The sequence below is a fragment of the Thermodesulfobacteriota bacterium genome (genome assembly GCA_040754335.1).
Taxonomy (GTDB): Bacteria; Desulfobacterota_D; UBA1144; order Nemesobacterales; family UBA2774; genus 2-12-FULL-53-21.
On record JBFMCV010000003.1, the window covers coordinates 96,601 to 113,827 of the forward strand.

General features: G+C 54.9%; 16 protein-coding genes. 2 read left to right on the plus strand and 14 right to left on the minus strand.

The genetic code is table 11. The features are described 5' to 3' along the window. Positions 1–16: 16 nt before the first annotated feature. Entirely contained in the window at positions 17–1,315 is a 1,299-nt protein-coding gene (gene trmD, locus AB1598_06775) for a tRNA (guanosine(37)-N1)-methyltransferase TrmD (GenBank protein MEW6144708.1), read from the plus strand. A 15-nt stretch (positions 1,316–1,330) separates the two neighbouring features. Next, positions 1,331–1,780, plus strand: coding sequence for a 50S ribosomal protein L19 (gene rplS / locus AB1598_06780; GenBank protein MEW6144709.1), 450 nt, complete (start codon positions 1,331–1,333; stop codon positions 1,778–1,780). Positions 1,781–1,873: 93 nt separating this feature from the next. On the opposite strand, the gene AB1598_06785 is transcribed toward rplS, so the two are convergent. From AB1598_06785 to tatC, 14 genes are all read right to left on the minus strand, one after another. Further along, entirely contained in the window at positions 1,874–2,953 is a 1,080-nt protein-coding gene (locus tag AB1598_06785) for a hypothetical protein (GenBank protein ID MEW6144710.1), read from the minus strand. Positions 2,954–3,180: 227 nt separating this feature from the next. After that, the gene (locus AB1598_06790) at positions 3,181–3,978 is read right to left on the minus strand and encodes an enoyl-CoA hydratase (protein MEW6144711.1); all 798 of its coding nucleotides are present in this window, start codon (positions 3,976–3,978) and stop codon (positions 3,181–3,183) included. A gap of 119 nt (positions 3,979–4,097) precedes the next feature. Further along, positions 4,098–4,355: an ATP synthase F1 subunit epsilon gene (gene atpC, locus AB1598_06795; GenBank protein MEW6144712.1), complete on the minus strand. Its 258-nt coding sequence runs from the start codon at positions 4,353–4,355 to the stop codon at positions 4,098–4,100. Between the two features lie 100 nt (positions 4,356–4,455). Further along, positions 4,456–5,880, minus strand: coding sequence for a F0F1 ATP synthase subunit beta (gene atpD / locus AB1598_06800; GenBank protein ID MEW6144713.1), 1,425 nt, complete (start codon positions 5,878–5,880; stop codon positions 4,456–4,458). Position 5,881: 1 nt separating this feature from the next. Further along, complete coding sequence (atpG, locus tag AB1598_06805) at positions 5,882–6,766, minus strand: ATP synthase F1 subunit gamma (protein ID MEW6144714.1); 885 nt, start codon at positions 6,764–6,766, stop codon at positions 5,882–5,884. A 34-nt stretch (positions 6,767–6,800) separates the two neighbouring features. Beyond that, entirely contained in the window at positions 6,801–8,318 is a 1,518-nt protein-coding gene (gene atpA / locus AB1598_06810; GenBank protein MEW6144715.1) for a F0F1 ATP synthase subunit alpha, read from the minus strand. 31 nt (positions 8,319–8,349) lie between these two features. Further along, positions 8,350–8,892, minus strand: coding sequence for an ATP synthase F1 subunit delta (atpH, locus tag AB1598_06815; protein MEW6144716.1), 543 nt, complete (start codon positions 8,890–8,892; stop codon positions 8,350–8,352). Beyond that, positions 8,871–9,425, minus strand: a complete 555-nt coding sequence (locus AB1598_06820; GenBank protein MEW6144717.1) for an ATP synthase F0 subunit B — start codon at positions 9,423–9,425, stop codon at positions 8,871–8,873. Before AB1598_06820 ends, atpH begins: the two co-directional genes overlap by 22 nt. Beyond that, positions 9,422–9,934 (minus strand): ATP synthase F0 subunit B, encoded by a 513-nt coding sequence (locus AB1598_06825; GenBank protein MEW6144718.1) that lies wholly within the window; start codon positions 9,932–9,934, stop codon positions 9,422–9,424. Before AB1598_06825 ends, AB1598_06820 begins: the two co-directional genes overlap by 4 nt. A 913-nt stretch (positions 9,935–10,847) precedes the next feature. Next, positions 10,848–11,807 (minus strand): DUF1152 domain-containing protein, encoded by a 960-nt coding sequence (locus AB1598_06830; protein ID MEW6144719.1) that lies wholly within the window; start codon positions 11,805–11,807, stop codon positions 10,848–10,850. 115 nt (positions 11,808–11,922) lie between these two features. Beyond that, positions 11,923–13,302 (minus strand): hypothetical protein, encoded by a 1,380-nt coding sequence (locus AB1598_06835; protein MEW6144720.1) that lies wholly within the window; start codon positions 13,300–13,302, stop codon positions 11,923–11,925. Positions 13,303–13,556: 254 nt separating this feature from the next. Further along, positions 13,557–13,823, minus strand: coding sequence for a hypothetical protein (locus tag AB1598_06840; protein ID MEW6144721.1), 267 nt, complete (start codon positions 13,821–13,823; stop codon positions 13,557–13,559). A gap of 95 nt (positions 13,824–13,918) precedes the next feature. After that, positions 13,919–15,637: an AMP-binding protein gene (locus tag AB1598_06845; protein ID MEW6144722.1), complete on the minus strand. Its 1,719-nt coding sequence runs from the start codon at positions 15,635–15,637 to the stop codon at positions 13,919–13,921. 713 nt (positions 15,638–16,350) lie between these two features. Beyond that, positions 16,351–17,121 carry a twin-arginine translocase subunit TatC gene (gene tatC / locus AB1598_06850; protein ID MEW6144723.1) on the minus strand — a complete coding sequence of 257 codons (771 nt, stop codon included), beginning with the start codon at positions 17,119–17,121 and terminating at the stop codon, positions 16,351–16,353. Between the last annotated feature and the right edge of the window lie 106 nt (positions 17,122–17,227).

A 17,227-nucleotide genomic window follows, 5' to 3' on the forward strand; every position in this document is an offset into this window, starting at 1 on the left:
CCGAGAGTCATAAATCATGAAATTCGACATTCTTACAATATTCCCGGAATTCTTCGAATCCCCTTTTTCCCTGGGACTTTTTCAAAAGGCGAGGGAGAGGAATATAGTCGAGCTCAATGCGCACGACATCAGGGATTATACGGAGGACAAGCACAGGACCGTCGACGACGCGCCATACGGAGGCGGAGGCGGAATGCTCATGAAACCCGGACCTATAGGCCGTGCGATAGAGCGCATAAAGAACGCGGACTCGAATTCTCTCGTTATAATGACGACGCCAGGCGGCGAGATATTCTCCGACGAGACCGCGCGCGAGCTCTCGGGCTACGATCAGCTCGTCATCGTTTGCGGGAGATACGAGGGTATCGATGAAAGGGTAAGGGAGCTGTACGTCGACAGGGAGATTTCGATAGGAGATTACGTCCTTTCAGGCGGGGAGCATGCGGCGGCCGTGATCGTGGACAGCGTTTCGAGATTCATTCCCGGGTTCCTCGGGAACGTACAGTCGCCGGAAAGCGACTCGTTTAAGGAATGGCTCCTTGAATACCCCCAGTACACGAGGCCCGAGGATTATATGGGCCGCAAGGTTCCTGACGTGCTCCTCTCGGGCAACCACCAGGAAATCGGGGAGTGGAGGAGAAAGGAAAGCATAAAGAGGACTTACCTCGGGAGACCCGAGCTCCTCGACAGGGCGAGGCTGACACTCCACGATATAAGTACCATCAACGATTTGAAAAAGACCGAACGCCCCAATTTTAAAGCGTATATTGCATTAGTGCATTATCCCGTATACAATAATCGGCTCGCGATCATAACCACGGCGTTCACGAACCTGGACGTCCACGACATTTCCAGGGCAGGTAAAACTTACGGGATCGAGAAATTTTATCTCGTTCAGCCCAACAGCGAGCAGCAGAAGCTGGTCGAGCGGGTGATCAGGCACTGGACAGAGGGCGAGGGGCCCGGGCTCAACAGGTCGAGGACGGAAGCGCTCGAATTCGTGGCAGTGATGGACACGCTCGCGGACGCGGTAAAGGACATAGAGAAAGTCGAGGGCAGGATGCCTAAACTGGTCGTCACGGACGCACGCCCCCGGGACAATATGATTGGTTACGGCGAGCTCAGGGAAATTATGACTGAAAGCAACGATCCGTTTTTGCTTATATTCGGGACCGGCTGGGGACTCTCGGAGGAGATAATGGAAGCAGCCGATTACACGCTCAAGCCCGTCAGCGGATATACCGGGTATAACCACCTTTCCGTGAGATCGGCCGCGGCAATCATCCTCGACAGGCTATTTTCATGTACAATATGAGACAGGAGAAGTAAGATGAACGTAATAATTGAACTCGAAAAATCCATGATGAGGTCGAACCTCCCGGACTTCCGCTCAGGCGACACAATCGCTGTACACTATAAAATCAAAGAGGGCGACAGAGAAAGGATACAGATATTCGAAGGCGTCGTCATAGCCAAAAAGGGCGGAGGCGTCCGCGAGACCTTCATAGTGAGAAAGGTTTCATACGGGGTCGGAGTAGAGAGGATATTCCCGCTTCATTCGCCGCTCATCGACAAGATAGAGGTCAAGAAGAAGGGCAAGGTAAGGAAGGCCAAGCTCTACTACCTGAGGGGGCGCTCCAAGAAAGCGAGCAGGATCAAGGAAAGATCGAGATACGAGCAGATGATTCAGGGGAACGGCGAGGCGCAGCCGCCTGCCGAAACCGGAGTCATGACCGAGTCCGAAACGGCCGCCGCTGAAAACAATACCCCAGCCGAGTAATTACAAGGCCGAGCGAATACAAAAAAGGGCAGGTCCCGAAAAAGGAAGCGAGTCCGGCCGAGGCTCGAGCCCGGCCGGTCATTCAAAGCTTGTTCACTCAAGGTCTCTGAACTTAACCACTATACCGTCCTTAAAATCGAGCGTGAAGCACGTGTGCCAGTAACCGTCCTCGTCGAAGCAGTCGTAAGACCACCTCTCGACGCCCTTGACGTTTTCTTCCTTGTCCGGCTCGCCCATTGCCTGGAGCGCCTCGTCTTTGGTCATCCCGTAGGCGGGGTAATTATTCTTTATTCCCCACCTTATCCTCTTTAAAGCTTTCTCGTCCCTCACGACCTCGACGGTCTTCTCTTCGGTCACTTCGACTTCGTCCTTGACGGAAGCCGTACCGCCGCTGTCGTCTATCGCGATCTTCTCCGTGACGTTCTCGGACTCGCAGCTCCATACCAACACGCCGTTGGCGATGGTCTCGGGGTTATCGGGCATCACGGGCGTTATGTCTTTCACCGTTTCCTTTATATACACCCCCGCCCTTTCGTCCTTCGCGCTGATATATTGGAGCTTCCTGTCCTCGCATTGAGCGGGCGTCCAGTGCTGGAGCACGGTCGCCACGCCGGGGGTTTTTTCGCTGACGCGCTCAGCAAGCAGCTTTCCCGTCTCCTCACCTCCCGTATCCTTAACCGCCCTGACGTTGCCGACGAGAAGTACAACGGGCGTATCGCCGATCATGCCCGCGACCTGCTTTTCCATCCACGCGTCCCTCGTGACAGGCACCGAAGCCGGCGCATCGATAGCACGGACCGACAGACACTTTCCCGCCCTTATCTGTCCGCTCAGGTCGGCAAGCATCTGCCTGTAGGCAGCGCTGTCCACTATGTCGTTGATTTGAATTTGGGAAACTGGCGCCTGCCCCTTCATAATGCCGTCGAGCATCTCCTGCTGATCGGAAGTTATTTCGAGCCCCACTTTGAGGCACCCTCCCCCGTTCAAATATTCGGTTACGGTCCCGGCAAAAAACCGGGCGGATTCGGCCCGCCCGTAGGATTCCCCGATTATAAGCACCTGCTTGCTCCCCATGAGCAAAGGCAGCGAAATGTTATCCTGCTGCGCCTGAGAAGAGATAAGTGACCCGAAGTAAAGCAGCACAGCCGGAATCAAACCGTAAGTTACACGCATAACGTCACCCGTATAAATATATTTCACCGGCTGAGCGCATTAATACCGCCGATGAGGCAGTTTCACTACAATTATATAATCAAAAGAGACTCGAATATAAAAGGATACGACGCCACCGACGCCTTTACCGATCTCAACGACTTTCTTTTCACGAACGCCTTCGCAGCCGGCCCCCCCGAGCTGATAGATTGTACAGGCGGAATGTTAAGGAAATATTAAGAAGGCCCTCAGACGCCCTTCCAGCTGGGCTCCCGCTTCTCCAAAAACGCGTCTATCCCCTCTTCCGCGTCTCTCGCCATCATATTCTCGACCATCACGCGGCTGCAGTATTCATAAGCGGAGCGGAGGTCCTTATCCGCCTGCTCGTAAAAAGCCCTCTTCCCTATCTTGAGCGTGAGGGGCGACTTCGATGAAATCTTCTCCGCGAACGCCATGGCAGCACGGTCAAGGTCTTCAGCCCGCACGACCCGGTTGACGAGCCCGATCTCATAGGCCCTTTGGGCAGATATGAAGTCCCCGGTAAGCAGCATCTCCATAGCGTGCTTTCTCGATACGTTCCGCGATAGGGCGACCATAGGGGTCGAGCAGAAAAGCCCTATATTCACGCCCGGGGTGGCGAACCTCGCGTCCTCGTCGGCGACTGCGAGGTCGCACGTGGCGACGAGCTGGCACCCTGCCGCAGTGGCAACGCCGTGCACCTTGGCGATCACAGGTTTTGTACAATTAACTATCGAGAGCATCATCTTCGCACAGGCATCGAAGGTCTTCTCGTAAAACTCCCTTCCGGGGTTACGTCTAATTTCCTTCAAGTCGTGCCCGGCGCAAAACCCCTTGCCGGCACCCGACAGGATAACGACGCTGACGTCGTTGTCCCGCGATAGGGACTCGAATTCCGAGGTCAGTGCCTCCATGCAATCGATAGAGAGGGAGTTATACGAGGCGGGCCTGTTAATGACAAGCTCGGATACGGCTCCCCTGTCGTTCCTCAAGACGTAGGCTTCGGAACTTTTCTCCGCAATTTCCATAGAGCGGTTTCTCCTAATGAGAGGGTATTAATATCTGTTTTTAGTATATATGGAAAAAAGACGGGAGTTCAAACAGGGGGGGTGATTACGTATTGCTATTTCGCGGGCAGCCGAGCCTCTCAGTCCATCCTGACGCGGTCTGTAAGAACGGTTACTTTATCGTCCCTTACCTCGGCGATCCCGCCCTCGACTATCATCTTCCTCTCGTGAGAACCCTTCTTGTATCGGAGCTCCCCTTCGGTGAGTATGGTGATGAAGGGCACGTGGCCCGGAAGGACGCCGAATTCACCGACCTCGCCGGGGGCGACGACCTCGTCGACCCTCTCGTCGACCACGAGATTCATGGGTGTGATAACTTGAAGAAGAATGTCCGCCAATTTTGTATCTCCTCGGAGTCCCGGACGCTTTCATTATTTACAGGAACCCTAATTATACGGAGGCAGGCCCGGACCTGCCCCGTCCGTCGTATTCACAAGATTATGAAACCAGCTGTTTCGCTTTCTCACGCACCTCGTCGAGGTTCCCGACCATGTAGAACGCCTGCTCGGGTATCTCGTCCATGTTGCCGTCGATGACCTCTTTGAAAGCGGCGATCGTTTCTTTAATGGGCACGTATTTGCCCGGCGTGCCGGTGAACTGCTCGGCGACGTGGAAGGGCTGCGAGAGGAACCTCTGCACCTTCCTCGCCCTCGCGACGACGAGCTTGTCTTCCTCGGACAGTTCGTCCATACCGAGGATCGCGATAATTTCCTGGAGCTGCTTGTAGCGCTGCAGCACCTCCTGCACGCGTCGCGCGACCTGATAGTGCTCCTGACCCACGATAAGGGGGTCGAGGATTCTTGAGGTGGAATCGAGCGGGTCGACCGCGGGGTAAATTCCGAGCTCTGTCAGCTGACGCGAGAGAACTATTGTGCCGTCCAGGTGCGCGAACGTGGTGGCGGGAGCGGGGTCTGTGAGGTCGTCCGCCGGGACGTAAATCGCCTGCACGGAAGTGATCGAGCCCTTAACTGTCGACGTGATCCTCTCCTGAAGCTCTCCCAGGTCGGTCGCGAGCGTCGGCTGATAACCGACCGCCGAAGGGATACGCCCGAGTAGCGCCGACACCTCGGAGCCCGCCTGCGTGAACCTGAATATGTTGTCGATAAATAGTAGAACGTCCTGTCCCTGCTCGTCGCGGAAGTACTCGGCAAGGGTGAGCGCCGTAAGCGCGACCCTCGCTCTTGCGCCCGGGGGCTCGTTCATCTGACCGAATACGAGTCCGGTATTCGCCAGGACGCCCGATTCCTTCATCTCTATCCAGAAGTCGTTGCCTTCACGGGTCCTCTCCCCGACGCCGCCGAATACCGAGACGCCGCCGTATTCCTTGGCGACGTTATGTATTAGCTCCATGAGGAGGACTGTCTTGCCCACGCCGGCGCCGCCGAATAGACCTATTTTTCCGCCCCTCAGGAACGGCGCGATCAGGTCGATGACCTTGATGCCCGTTTCAAACAGTTCCAACTTCGTGCTCTGCTCGACGAAATCAGGCGCCTCGCGGTGTATCGGCCAGCGCATCCCCGTATCGACGGGTCCCATCTCGTCTATAGGCTCGCCCACTACGTTCAGAATCCTGCCGAGCGCCTCCTTACCGACGGGCACCGTGATCCCCTGGCCGGTGTTGATGGCGTCCTCGCCCCTCCTTATGCCTTCAGTCGAGTCCATAGCTATGCAGCGCACGCGGTTGCCGCCGAGCTGCTGCGCGACTTCTACCACGAGGTTCCATTTCTGATCGTTTATCAATGGGTTCGTAAGCTTGAGCGCCGTGTATATAGGGGGCAGTCCGCCCTCCTTGAATTCGACGTCGATTACAGGCCCCATGACCTGCACCACTTTGCCCATGCTGTTTCCGTTACTCGTTTCCATGCTAATCTGCGCCTCCTTTCCTTAGGGCCTCGGTACCGTTCACAATGTCCATAAGCTCGGTCGTAATCATCGCCTGCCTGGTTTTGTTGGCCAAAAGGGTTAATTTTTTTATTACGTCGTCCGCGTTCCCGGTAGCGTTCTCCATCGCCGTCATCCTGGATGCGTGCTCGCTCGTGAGCGATTCCTCGATAGCCCGCTCCACACGGACTTTGACATAATTCGTAAGCAGCTTTTTTAATACGGCTTCTCTCGTAGGCTCGTACAGATAATCGATAGGTCTCGACTCGTCCTTTGCCTCGGCTTCCGACTCAATGGGGAGTATCCTTTCATATACCATGACCTGCGTGAGCGCCGACCTGAAATAATTGTAGACAAGGATTATTTCATCCGTCTCTTCCTTCACGTATTCGGATACGAGCTCGGACGCTACTTTCCCGGCTATCTCCGAGTAGTTCCTCTCGTTGATCCCCGTGAAATCCTGGACTCCGGTGATCTTGTTTCTCGAGAAGTGGTCCCTGCCCCTCCTTCCGAGGAACGTGAACTTTATCTCCTCATACTTCCTGCCGTCCGTTACGATGTAGGTTTCGAGCTTCCTGATGAGGTTGCTGTTGAAGCTGCCGCAGAGCCCGCGGTCAGACGTCATGAACACGAGATGCAGTCTCTTCATCTCCTCGGGCTTCCTCAGGAGGGGATGCTTCTCGGGATCGCACCTCCGGGCGAGGCTCTTCGTAATTTCCGAATAAGCGTCCGAATAGGGCCTGAAGGAGAGGAGCAATTCCTGGGCTCTCCTAAGCTTGACCGCGGATATGAGCTTCATGGCGCTCATGATCCTTCGCGTCCCCTTGACGCTCTTTATTTTCGATCTTATCTGTCTTAGACTCGCCATTTATTTTCGTCTCTGTATTGAGGATTGTAATAGTCTATTTGAACTCACCGAGCTGCTTCTTAAGCTCGTCGAGGGCGCTTACTATCTTCCCCCGTATCTCGTCCGTAAGCTCTCTTTTGGTCCTTATTTCCCCGAGCAGCTCCGGATATTTCGAATCGAGGAACGTGTTCATTTCCTTTTCGTATTTTTTCACGGACTCGGCGGGGTAGTCGTCCAGGTATCCGTTCGTAACCGCGAATATTATCAGAATCTGCTTCTCGACCGGGACGGGCTCGTACTGGCCCTGCTTGAGCGCCTCGACGAGCCTGCTTCCGCGCGCAAGCTGCGCCTGCGTCGCCTTGTCGAGGTCGGAGGCGAACTGCGAGAACGCCTCGACTTCCCTGTACTGAGCGAGCTCCAGTCTGAGCGTGCCCGCGACCTTCTTCATCGCCTTCACCTGAGCCGAGCCCCCTACCCTGGATACCGAAAGACCGACGTTGATTGCGGGTCTCACGCCCGAATAGAAGAGGTCGCTCTCGAGGTATATCTGACCGTCAGTGATCGATATGACGTTGGTCGGGATGTACGCGGAAACGTCACCCGCCTGAGTCTCGATAATCGGGAGCGCGGTCAGCGATCCGCCCCCGTCCTCTTTCCTCATTTTCGCCGCGCGCTCGAGGAGCCTCGAATGGAGATAGAATACGTCTCCCGGATATGCCTCGCGGCCCGGGGGACGCCTGAGAAGAAGCGAGAGCTGGCGGTACGCCCACGCGTGTTTCGTCAAATCGTCGTAGATGATGAGCGCGTGCCTGCCGGAGTCACGGAAGTACTCGCCTAGCGCGCATCCCGCGTATGGCGCGATGAACTGGAAAGGAGCCGGGTCGCTCGCGTTGGCTGCGACCACGGTCGTGTATTCCATGGCGCCGTGTTCTCTCAGCTTGTCAACGACCTGGGCGACCGTAGACTGCTTCTGTCCGATCGCTACATATATACAGTAAACGTCTTCTTTTTTCTGGTTGATTATCGTATCGACCGCGATCGCCGTTTTACCTATCTGGCGGTCGCCGAGAATAAGCTCCCTCTGCCCCCTTCCGATCGGGATCATCGCGTCTATGGCCTTGATACCGGTCTGGAGAGGCTCATGGACCGACTGTCTGTAGACGACGCCAGGGGCCTTGATCTCGATCGGCTTCGTTGCGGAAGCCTTGATCTCGCCCTTGCCGTCTATCGGCTGGCCGAGTGAGTTGACTACCCTCCCCTTCATGTCGTCGCCAACCGGGACTTCGGCTATCCTGCCGGTGCGCTTTACGAGGTCCCCCTCCTGGACTTCCTTGTCCTCGCCGAAGAGCGCGATACCGACGTTGTCTTCTTCGAGGTTGAGAACAAGCCCCATGACCCCGCTCGCGAACTGCACAAGCTCGCCGGACATCGCCTGATCGAGCCCGTATGCGCGCGCGATTCCGTCCCCGACGGATATAACGGTGCCAACTTCGGAGGTTTCGATCTTGGTTTCATAACCCTTGATTCTGTTTCTTAGTATTTCGCCTATTTCCTCGATCTTTAATTCCTGCATATCTCTTCGCTCCTTATTAAATTAGGGGGTTTCAGGACCGCGTGAGGACGTTTCTCATTCTCTCAAGCTGGGTCTTTATACTACCATCGAACACCTTATCTTCAACCTTCGTGATTATTCCGCCTATAATCGACGGGTCGACCTTGGACGTAACCTCTACGTCCTGTCCGACCGCCTTTATCAATGCGCTCTTTATCCGCGCGAGATCGAACTCGGAGGGCTCGGCCGCCATGATTACCTCGGCCCTGAGCCTGCCCGAGGCTTTCCTCAGCTTCTCCACGACAATCTGCTCGGATTTTACGAGCGATTTAAACTTGTCGAGCTCTATCACGACCGTAAGGAAGTTGACCGTCAATCTGTCGTAGCCTTTCTTCTGTCCTATATCCTCGATTATCCCCTTCCTTTCCTGAAAATCGAAAGTGGAGCTCCAGAGTATGTTCCTCACATCTTCAGCACCCGAGAGCAGCTTGAAAAAGTCCTCGATGTCGGAAGTCACGCGGTCGAGCTTGCTCTCCTCTCTCGCGCTCTCGATAAGCGCTTCGGTGAGGTCTCTCAGTGTTGCGATTGATGCCATTTTTCATCCTCGATATTTTTGGTAAATTCCTGTATGAACCTTTCCTTGTCCGCGTCCCGCAGGCCCTCTTTTATGAGCGCCTCCGCGTTCCCGAGGGCAAGATTTACGACCTCTGTCTGTATCTCGCGCCTCGCACGCTCTGTCTGGAGCGCTATGGTCTCCCTTGCTTCCTTCCTTATAGTTTCCGAAGCAGACTCGGCCTGCCTGAGCAACTCCGCCCTCTCCGTCTCTCCCTGCTTGCGGAGGGTTTCCTTGAGCGCATTGATTTCGGATTCTATCGCCTGGAGCTTCTTTGCGTATTCCTCATATTTCGATTTGGCTTCCCCGATGGTCTTCTGCGCAGTGTCGATCTCGTGGCTTATAGACCCGCGCCTTTCCACGAGGAAATTCTTTACAGGGGTCTTGAGGAAGTAGACGAGCACGCCGAGCAGTATTACGAGGTTGACGGCATGCTCCAGAACGAACTGCCAGTTAAAGCCGCCGTTTTCCGAAGCCCCGGCGAGGATCATGTTTATTATTCCGTATCCGGTCATACGCCCGCCTCCCTGCCCAATACCTTGGAGGCGATTTCCCTGGACAGCACCTGAACGTCTCCCTTGAGCTTGTCTTTTATCGCCTCTGTATCCGATTCGAGCTTCTTTTTCGCCTCGTCGAGTAGCGAAGCCGTTTCCTCCCTCGTCTTCGCGATAACCCCGTTCGCCGCCGCCTCCCCTTCGCGTACTATCTTGTTCCGCTCCTCCTGGGCCTGGGCCCTCGCTTCATTGAGCTTGGCTTCGTATTCGAGGATTATCTCCTTCACCTTCTCTTCGAGCTCCCTCGCTTCCTTTATAGCGCCTTTCGTAAGCCTGTCGCGCCTGTCGATTAGCTCGAGAAACGGCTTGAAGACGAGTGCGTTGAGGATTAATATCGCCGCTATGAAAATCACTATCTGTATGAATACGGTTTTGTTAACGCTGAGCAGGTCTTCCGCGGCTGACGCCTGAGAAGCGGCTGTGACGATTAATAGGAAGGAAACCGCTTGAACCAACTTTAATTGTTTCATTGTATCCATATCTCCTGTACAGAATACGGAACCGGCTATGCCCGTACCGCCCTAAGCAGCCGTTTGAGCGGCGGAGACGCGAAAAAGAGCTTATCGAAGGGGCTGTAAAACGCTTCTTCCAGACTCATTTGCGGGCTTAATTCCCTAAGGGCAGAACATTGAAAAAACGAAAGTATTTAACATGAAATGAGGGGAGTGTCAAACAAATTCACCGTATATACACAATAGAAGGGCGAATTCCCGCCCCTCTGATCGTCGAGTGCGTGTGCCATGCAATTCGGGGACAAAAGATGATGCAGAGGACGGGACTAAAAGCTGCGACAGCCACGGATCGTTGCCTGAGCTTTCTTAAGGACTTGAAATGCATAAAGAAAGCTAAAAAACCTCCCGACAGTGCAGAAATGGCTTAAAATCCCTAGTTAACGCTAAAATCTATCAATTCCTCACGCATGCCTAAGGGAATAATACCCGTTCAACCCTTCGATCCTTCGACTTCGCTAAGGACAGGCGTGCAGATTAGGGCTTGCTCCAACATTTGGCCGTAGTTGAAATGCGACATAAGGATCATATACGAGCGCAGGTTCCACGCCTCAGGACGAACGGGTTGGGTTGGATATATGAGTGAAAGGTGACACCCCCACCCAAACCCTCCCCCCTCAAGGGGGAGGGGAATAATATATAAGGCGAACGGGGTGAGTCTCGTGTGTTGGTTTGGGCGGAAGAGGTACAGATGTATCTGCTATGAGCGCAGATTCTGCGCCTCAGGACGAACGGGCGGGGGCACTTGCGAGTCGGACGGAGGAATTTGGAAAGAATCGCGCATGAGGGCACGTTGTGTGCCGCTGGCCGCAGCCGGGAAATGAAAAATAGACGCTGAAGTTTCGGGAGCGGGACGCCGAATAGAACCTCCCGTTCAAGCTATCCCTTTTTCCTTATTGAATTTATCAAGCTCTATGTCGTATTCGGTATAGATACCCAGCGCATGGAGGCATTCGTTCGCCTCCTCGAGACTCCCTGCCTTCGATACGGCTCGGGACATTGCCGATAATTTCTCGTAAAGCACGCCGGGGGTGAAGTAATAAGTGACAGTCGAAGACATGGAAAGGCTTAACTGCCGCCTCCCGCTCCTTATGGCCGTATCCGGATTCTCCCCTTTCGCATATAACGCGGGGGCGCGGCTCGCTTCGGTCGGGACTACGGCGATCAGTTTCTCGAGGAGCGCGAGCGCCTCCCGCGTAATCCCCCAGCTTCCGAGGAGCCCCCCTTCCCTCGCAAGTATGGACATAGACCTCTCGAGCTCGTCCTGGGTGAGCTCCCCGTCGCTGCCGTACCCGAAGAGACCCATCACGGTCGGAATTCTCTTTTCAAGGGTCGCGAAAGCGGCGGTCATTATGGAATCCGCGAGAGGGCTCATTAGTCCGGGCTCGTTCCCGAAGGCGAGGAGGTCCCCTCCTACGTCTATGCCGATTATCAGATCAGCCCCAAGCCCGTCCGCCGCGTTGAGTATGCCCTCGGCGACGGCCCTCGGCCCAGGATGAATGTCTATCAAAAGGGTCTCTTTCCCGAGGACCTCCGCAACGCCCGATTCCGCGAACCTCACCCCGGTGCTCGTGACTGTGTCTTTATTCGCGAACCATACGACGTCATTTAATTTTCGCGCGTTTCTGACTTCTTCGAATTTCCGGGGTCCCGGAACAGGGTCGATGACAGACCTTTCCCAGGAAAGACCTCCAAGCTCGCACTCTATCCCGAACATGCTCAGGAGGTCGGCTGTCGGGATAGTGCCTACGATGTCCCCCCCGCCGCCTATGCCTATGAGTATGGCCTTCCTGGTATTCGCGATAACTTCTCTCAGTGATCTCCTTTCCTGCAAGCGCGGTCTCCCTCAAGGGCGAAATAGTGCAATATGCCCTGAATACTCTACTTTAAGGGACGCAACTTTCAATCAGATTGTTATGTAGGGAGCCGTATAGTCAGTAGTGAAAAATTCAGGACCTGGGTTCTTCAAGAAGGACGAAGAGGACGTTGTCGCTGAAGGCGGGGGATTTGGTAAGCCCCAGGTGGTCGGTGAATAGGAACGTGACGCTCGACCATTCAATCGGCGATACGAGAGCCGGAGTCCAGTAGCCACCCACTCTCTCGTCCATGAGAGCGCTCGCGCGCGTTACCGTCCCGTCGCCGGGGGCGTACGCGGACACCTCTATTTTGCCCGTCGCCCTGTCGACCTTGAGGGCCGAGCCCGTGAGCACCGCGTCCCCGGCTATGAGGTAGAGCTTGAGACTCTGAGGGGGTTCTGCGGGGGTATCTATCGCTTCCTGAAACGCGGCGCCCCGCTTAAGGGATTTTCTCAAATGATCTATGGCTATTTCACGTCTTTTTGCTGGGTCGGAAACGTCGGGGAGCAGCCATCCGAGCACCTCCTCCTGCCCGGGGTCGGTGAGGCCCCAGCCGAGCTCTATCCAGACCTCGGGATCCATGAGGTCGAGCCATTCGCCATTCTCGTCCGCGACGGCCCCGTGCCTGGTCCTCGGGAGCTGCTGATATAGTGAAGGAAAGGTCCCGATGATCGCGGGCTCGTATTTAGGCAGAAATGGCCCTATGTCCCGCCCCATGACGAGAGTCTCGACGGCCCCGATAGCACCCGCGTTGGGTGTACCGACGATTATCACCTTTTCGACGTACTCGGCGCCGGCCCATGTGACTTCAGGCTTGGTGCCGTCCCCGGGCAGGTCTTTGCCGCCGTACATCAGAAAATAACGCGTCAGCAGGCCGCCCATCGAATGGGCGACTATGTCGAACTTGACGTCGTCCTTCTTTATTCCGCGCTTCCTGTACTCACCGAGAATGTATTCCTTTTTCTCTTCGATGAATTTTTTGAGCCTCTTCGCGTTCTCGACGTTATCGAGCCTCCAGTCGTAGTCGAACTGAAAGCAGGTGAAGTGGTCGTCCCCGTAGTCGATCTCGTTTAATTTATTTGAGGCGAGGGACTGGTCGAGGTAGCCGCCCGCGCCGAGCGTGCTCAGTATGTTTATATAAGCGTTCAGCTGTATAGGCAGCCCGAAGAGCTTCACCTTTACCCTGTCGAGAGCGCCGTCCGAACGTACGCTGTCCGTGAGCTCGTCTATGGGGACGCCTTCTTTCATGGGTAAAGCGATGAGTCGCGCCCCCTCAGGGGTTTCGGGATCGGCTTCGCCCCCGTCGAATGCCCCCCACACGAGCTGCCCGGTCTCGCCGTCCCTCAGCTTCGAGCCGAGAATGCCGGGAATGACGATGACAGGATTGCCCTCTTCGTGCGAGCGCATCGCCGCCTGCGTGTATATGCCCCCGAGGTCGGGCGGGTCGTACTCTGCCCTGGCACAGGCAAACATCAGAGCAATCGGCAATAATATAACAAAAAGAATATATCTCATAGCCCCCCAAGCAATAAATACGCGCACTTATCTCTTAGGTCCTGTAAACCTTTGACGACAGACACACCTGATGAGATCCATTTCGGCGTGAAAAACAGGAAGCACTTTACAGATGTGCTTGCTTACATGCGCGGGGATGCCCGAGCTAGCTCATAATGAGACCCTGGACCTGCGATTTAATTTGACTCTATTTTTAAAGGGGCGGAGCCGGATCACTCGGCGAACTGTATGCCGAGCCTCACCTGCACTATCGCCTGGTTGACGAGCTCGAGCGCCCTGACCCTGTGCCCGCCTTTATCCGGCGACGAGACTTCGAGACTGATCCGGGCCTCGTGGAGACTGCCTAGGGCCTGCTCCATGTTCGGCTGATAACCGGGCTGAGCCTGGGCTTCCCTGAAGATATTGAACGTCCCCATCAGAACCGCTGTGAAAAGAACTCCCGCTAAAAACGGCAGTGAAAATTTTAAGATCCTCGACATAACGAGCCTCCTTAGGGATTAGGAATTTAGAACACTATAAAACACCTGATACGCCGCAGCAAACCGAATTCGAAATCCCGCACATCATGCAGCAGTCAGCGCTTCACCTTGTATCCCGATTTTTCCCTGTCCCAGGTGTCCTTCGTTATGCCCGCTTCCCTGAGCTTGTTCTTCTGCACCCTCTCCGTGCCCGTCTTCGGCAGAGAGGTCTCGAACCTCACGAACCTCGGGAGCATGAAGTGGGGCATCCTGGGCTCGAGGTATTCCATAAGACTGTGCGGGTCGATTTTCTTCCCTTTCTTGGAAACGACCACGATCATGACCTCGTCCTCGGCGTACCTTCCGCCTTCCGATTTAATGCCGATCACGCCGCACTCCTCGACTTCGGGATGCGAATTAACGATTTTCTCGACCTCGAACGAGCTTATGTTCTCACCCCTCCTCCTTATATAGTCTTTGACCCTGTCGACGAAATAGATGTATCCGTCCTTGTCCATCATCCCCGCGTCCCCGGTGTGGAACCAGAAGTTCCTGAAATCCTGCACGGTCTTCTCGGGCATCTTGTTGTAGTAGTGGAGCATGATGTTAGGGGTCCTCGGGCGCACGATTATTTCGCCCACGCGGCCCCTCGGCACTTCCTCGTCCGTCTCCGGGTCTCCGATCTTTATCTCGTAGCCGGGAGCTTCCTTTCCGCACGAGCCGACCCTGAAAGGCTCTCCCGGCCTCATCCACGTGCACTGCCCTATCTCGGTGAGCCCGTAGCCCTCCATGAACTTTATATTGAACCTGTCCATGAACTCCTCGATTATGTCGTGGGGCGCGGGGGATCCGAGGACGAGCTTCACCTTGTGCTGCTTTTCCTCGGGCACGGGCGGCGTGTTCCACATGAAGTAGGCCATCGTGCCGACTATGTTGAACTTGGTCACGCCATGATCCTTTATCCATTTCCAGAACTGGCTCGCCGAGTATTTCTCCTCGACGACCGCTTTGGCTCCTTTGATGAGCGCGGGATAGACGGACATTACCATGGCGTTCGAATGATAGAGGGGGAGACAAGTGAAGCAGACGTCCCTCGGGCCTACGTCCATTATCTCGGCGTAGTTCCTTGCGCTCGAGTAATCGGCCGCGCAGGGTCTTACGACGCCTTTAGACCTACCCGTCGTGCCCGAGGTATACATGAGCCTCGCGTAATCCATGAACGTTATCTCCACGCCCGGCTCCGTGCTCTTCTGGGGATTTATGAACTCGGGATATGAAATCATGCTTTCGAAATGAAAGCCCTGTTTGTCGAATTTCTCGCTGCCGCTCCTCGTCCACACTATCACGTGTTCGAGCTGAGGCAGGTCGTTCGCTATGGGCGGCATCCTGTCGAGATACTCCTCGGCTATGAATAGCGCTTTCGAATCGGAGCTGTCGAGAATGTACTGGAGGAAATCCATCTTGTAAGCCGTATTGATAGGCACCATGACCGCGCCCATTTTCAGGATGCCGAACCATGTAATCACGTAGTCGTCGGAATTCGGCATATACACCGCTACCTTCTCGCCTTTTTTTATGCCGAGCCTGAGGAGGCCGTTGGCTATCTTGTTGGCGAGCTGGTTAGTCCTGAAAAAGCTGAGGGGTTTCTTGTAGCCGAACTGCAGGAAGGGCTTCTTGCCGAGCTTCTTAGCCTGCTGCGTGAGTATCCTGGGGAGCACCCAGTTGGTTTTGTCCTGACCCGCGTACCACTCCACGTTGAACCTGCCGTTCTCCCTCTTGTAGGTGACCGTGTGCATGAGGTCGCGGCCTTTCTTCCGCTTGGGTTTTGCTGCCATTTTTATATCCTCTCCCGGGCGGTCCCGAGCCGATAAACGTCTATTTTTATGCATGACCGGTCCACGCATGGCCCGGCCACCGATTTCATTTTCTACTTTATTTTTTTATAGGGAAAAGTCAAGTGTTCCGGCCGGGCCGCGACACGGTCGTGTCGGGTGGTGTAGATGCCTAGTAATTCGCGGACAAAAGTTGTCCCATTCCTTTCACACTCACGCTGGAGCGACACCCGTTCAACCCTTCGATCCCCCTACGGCTTATAGCCTACCGGCGACGTGCCGCAGGCTCCCCCCTTCGCTAGAGCTTCGGGGGACAAGCAGGGCGGACGGGTTAACTTTGATGTATGAATGGAAGGTGTCACCCCCACCTTAATCCTCCCCCCTCAAGGGGGAGGAAATTTATTTGCAGTTGCTCACCCGCCGCGGATTTACCAGTAGAAAATATCGGAGCCGAGAAAGTTGCAATCTGGACATTAGGGGAGAGCGACCGATTCATTTTGTCTTCTGAATCCACAAGGTAAATCATTAACATTGTTGCATTCGACCAGGGGCGTCCGAATTCTCTTATTCATCGAATTCGTTACTCGCTCGGAATCGTTTGTGAATGTCGGGAAATACAAACCCACCTTCATTACATGCTATCCAGAAACATTCCAGCCGCGAATTAGTTAACATCTACAGGGTAGAGATGCAACTCCCGAAACCGTAAAGATAAATCAGGAAACGCCGCCGTCGGCGGGGGTTTCCGCTTCTTCGGCAGGCGCCCTTTTCTTGCCGAACATCCACGCCACCAGGATGCCGAGCTCGTAAAAAACTATTATGGGGAGGAACATGAACATGAACGATATGGCGTCGGTCGTCGGTGTGAGCACGGCTGCAACGACGGCGCTCACGAGTATCGCGTATTTCCTCCGCTTCCTCAGCCATGCGCTCGTTACAATACCGACCCTCGCCAGTACGAAAATCACGAGAGGGAACTCGAATATGAGCCCGAATCCAAGAATAAGGGCCATGAAGAACGAGAGTGCCTCCTTTATCGAAGGGAAAGCCTTCACGTACTCGGAAGAATATTCGTTGAGGAGGAACCTGAATGCCGGGGGCGCCGCGACGTAGTAGCAGAACGAAGCCCCGAACGCGAAGAACAGAGTTCCGAAAAGAATAAACGGGATTATTATCTGCTTTTCATGCTTGTATAGTCCCGGCGCGACGAATTTCCAGGCCTGATAGAGTATAAAAGGCACTGCGGCGGCGATAGCCGTGAATATGGCGACTTTAAGATAGGTCATGAACCCTTCGGCGGGCATAGTGAATATGAGCACGCTCCCCTCGGGAAGGTTATCCCTGATAGGCTCCATAAGAAAATCGAATATCCGGCCGGAGAAATAGTACGCCGGAATGAAGCAGACGAGAACCGCCAGGAGCGACCAGAGGAGCCTCCTCCTTAATTCACCCAGGTGCTCGAGGAACGACATTTTGGATTCTTCCATGGATGCGGCAAAAGATTAACTCAATAGCGGGCGGTTCTCAAACAACGTCTCGCGGCGCGCACACGATCATATTCATCGCGGGAGTCACCCTCCCGGGCGCCCCGGC

Coding starts and splice junctions, on each gene's coding strand:
- trmD (MEW6144708.1), top strand. CDS start 17: ATGAAATTCGACATTCTTACAATATTCCCGGAATTCTTCGAATCCCCT.
- rplS (MEW6144709.1), top strand. CDS start 1,331: ATGAACGTAATAATTGAACTCGAAAAATCCATGATGAGGTCGAACCTC.
- AB1598_06785 (MEW6144710.1), bottom strand. CDS start 2,953: ATGCGTGTAACTTACGGTTTGATTCCGGCTGTGCTGCTTTACTTCGGG.
- AB1598_06790 (MEW6144711.1), bottom strand. CDS start 3,978: ATGGAAATTGCGGAGAAAAGTTCCGAAGCCTACGTCTTGAGGAACGAC.
- atpD (MEW6144713.1), bottom strand. CDS start 5,880: ATGGAAACGAGTAACGGAAACAGCATGGGCAAAGTGGTGCAGGTCATG.
- atpG (MEW6144714.1), bottom strand. CDS start 6,766: ATGGCGAGTCTAAGACAGATAAGATCGAAAATAAAGAGCGTCAAGGGG.
- atpA (MEW6144715.1), bottom strand. CDS start 8,318: ATGCAGGAATTAAAGATCGAGGAAATAGGCGAAATACTAAGAAACAGA.
- atpH (MEW6144716.1), bottom strand. CDS start 8,892: ATGGCATCAATCGCAACACTGAGAGACCTCACCGAAGCGCTTATCGAG.
- AB1598_06820 (MEW6144717.1), bottom strand. CDS start 9,425: ATGACCGGATACGGAATAATAAACATGATCCTCGCCGGGGCTTCGGAA.
- AB1598_06825 (MEW6144718.1), bottom strand. CDS start 9,934: ATGAAACAATTAAAGTTGGTTCAAGCGGTTTCCTTCCTATTAATCGTC.
- AB1598_06835 (MEW6144720.1), bottom strand. CDS start 13,302: ATGTTTGCCTGTGCCAGGGCAGAGTACGACCCGCCCGACCTCGGGGGC.
- AB1598_06840 (MEW6144721.1), bottom strand. CDS start 13,823: ATGTCGAGGATCTTAAAATTTTCACTGCCGTTTTTAGCGGGAGTTCTT.
- AB1598_06845 (MEW6144722.1), bottom strand. CDS start 15,637: ATGGCAGCAAAACCCAAGCGGAAGAAAGGCCGCGACCTCATGCACACG.
- tatC (MEW6144723.1), bottom strand. CDS start 17,121: ATGGAAGAATCCAAAATGTCGTTCCTCGAGCACCTGGGTGAATTAAGG.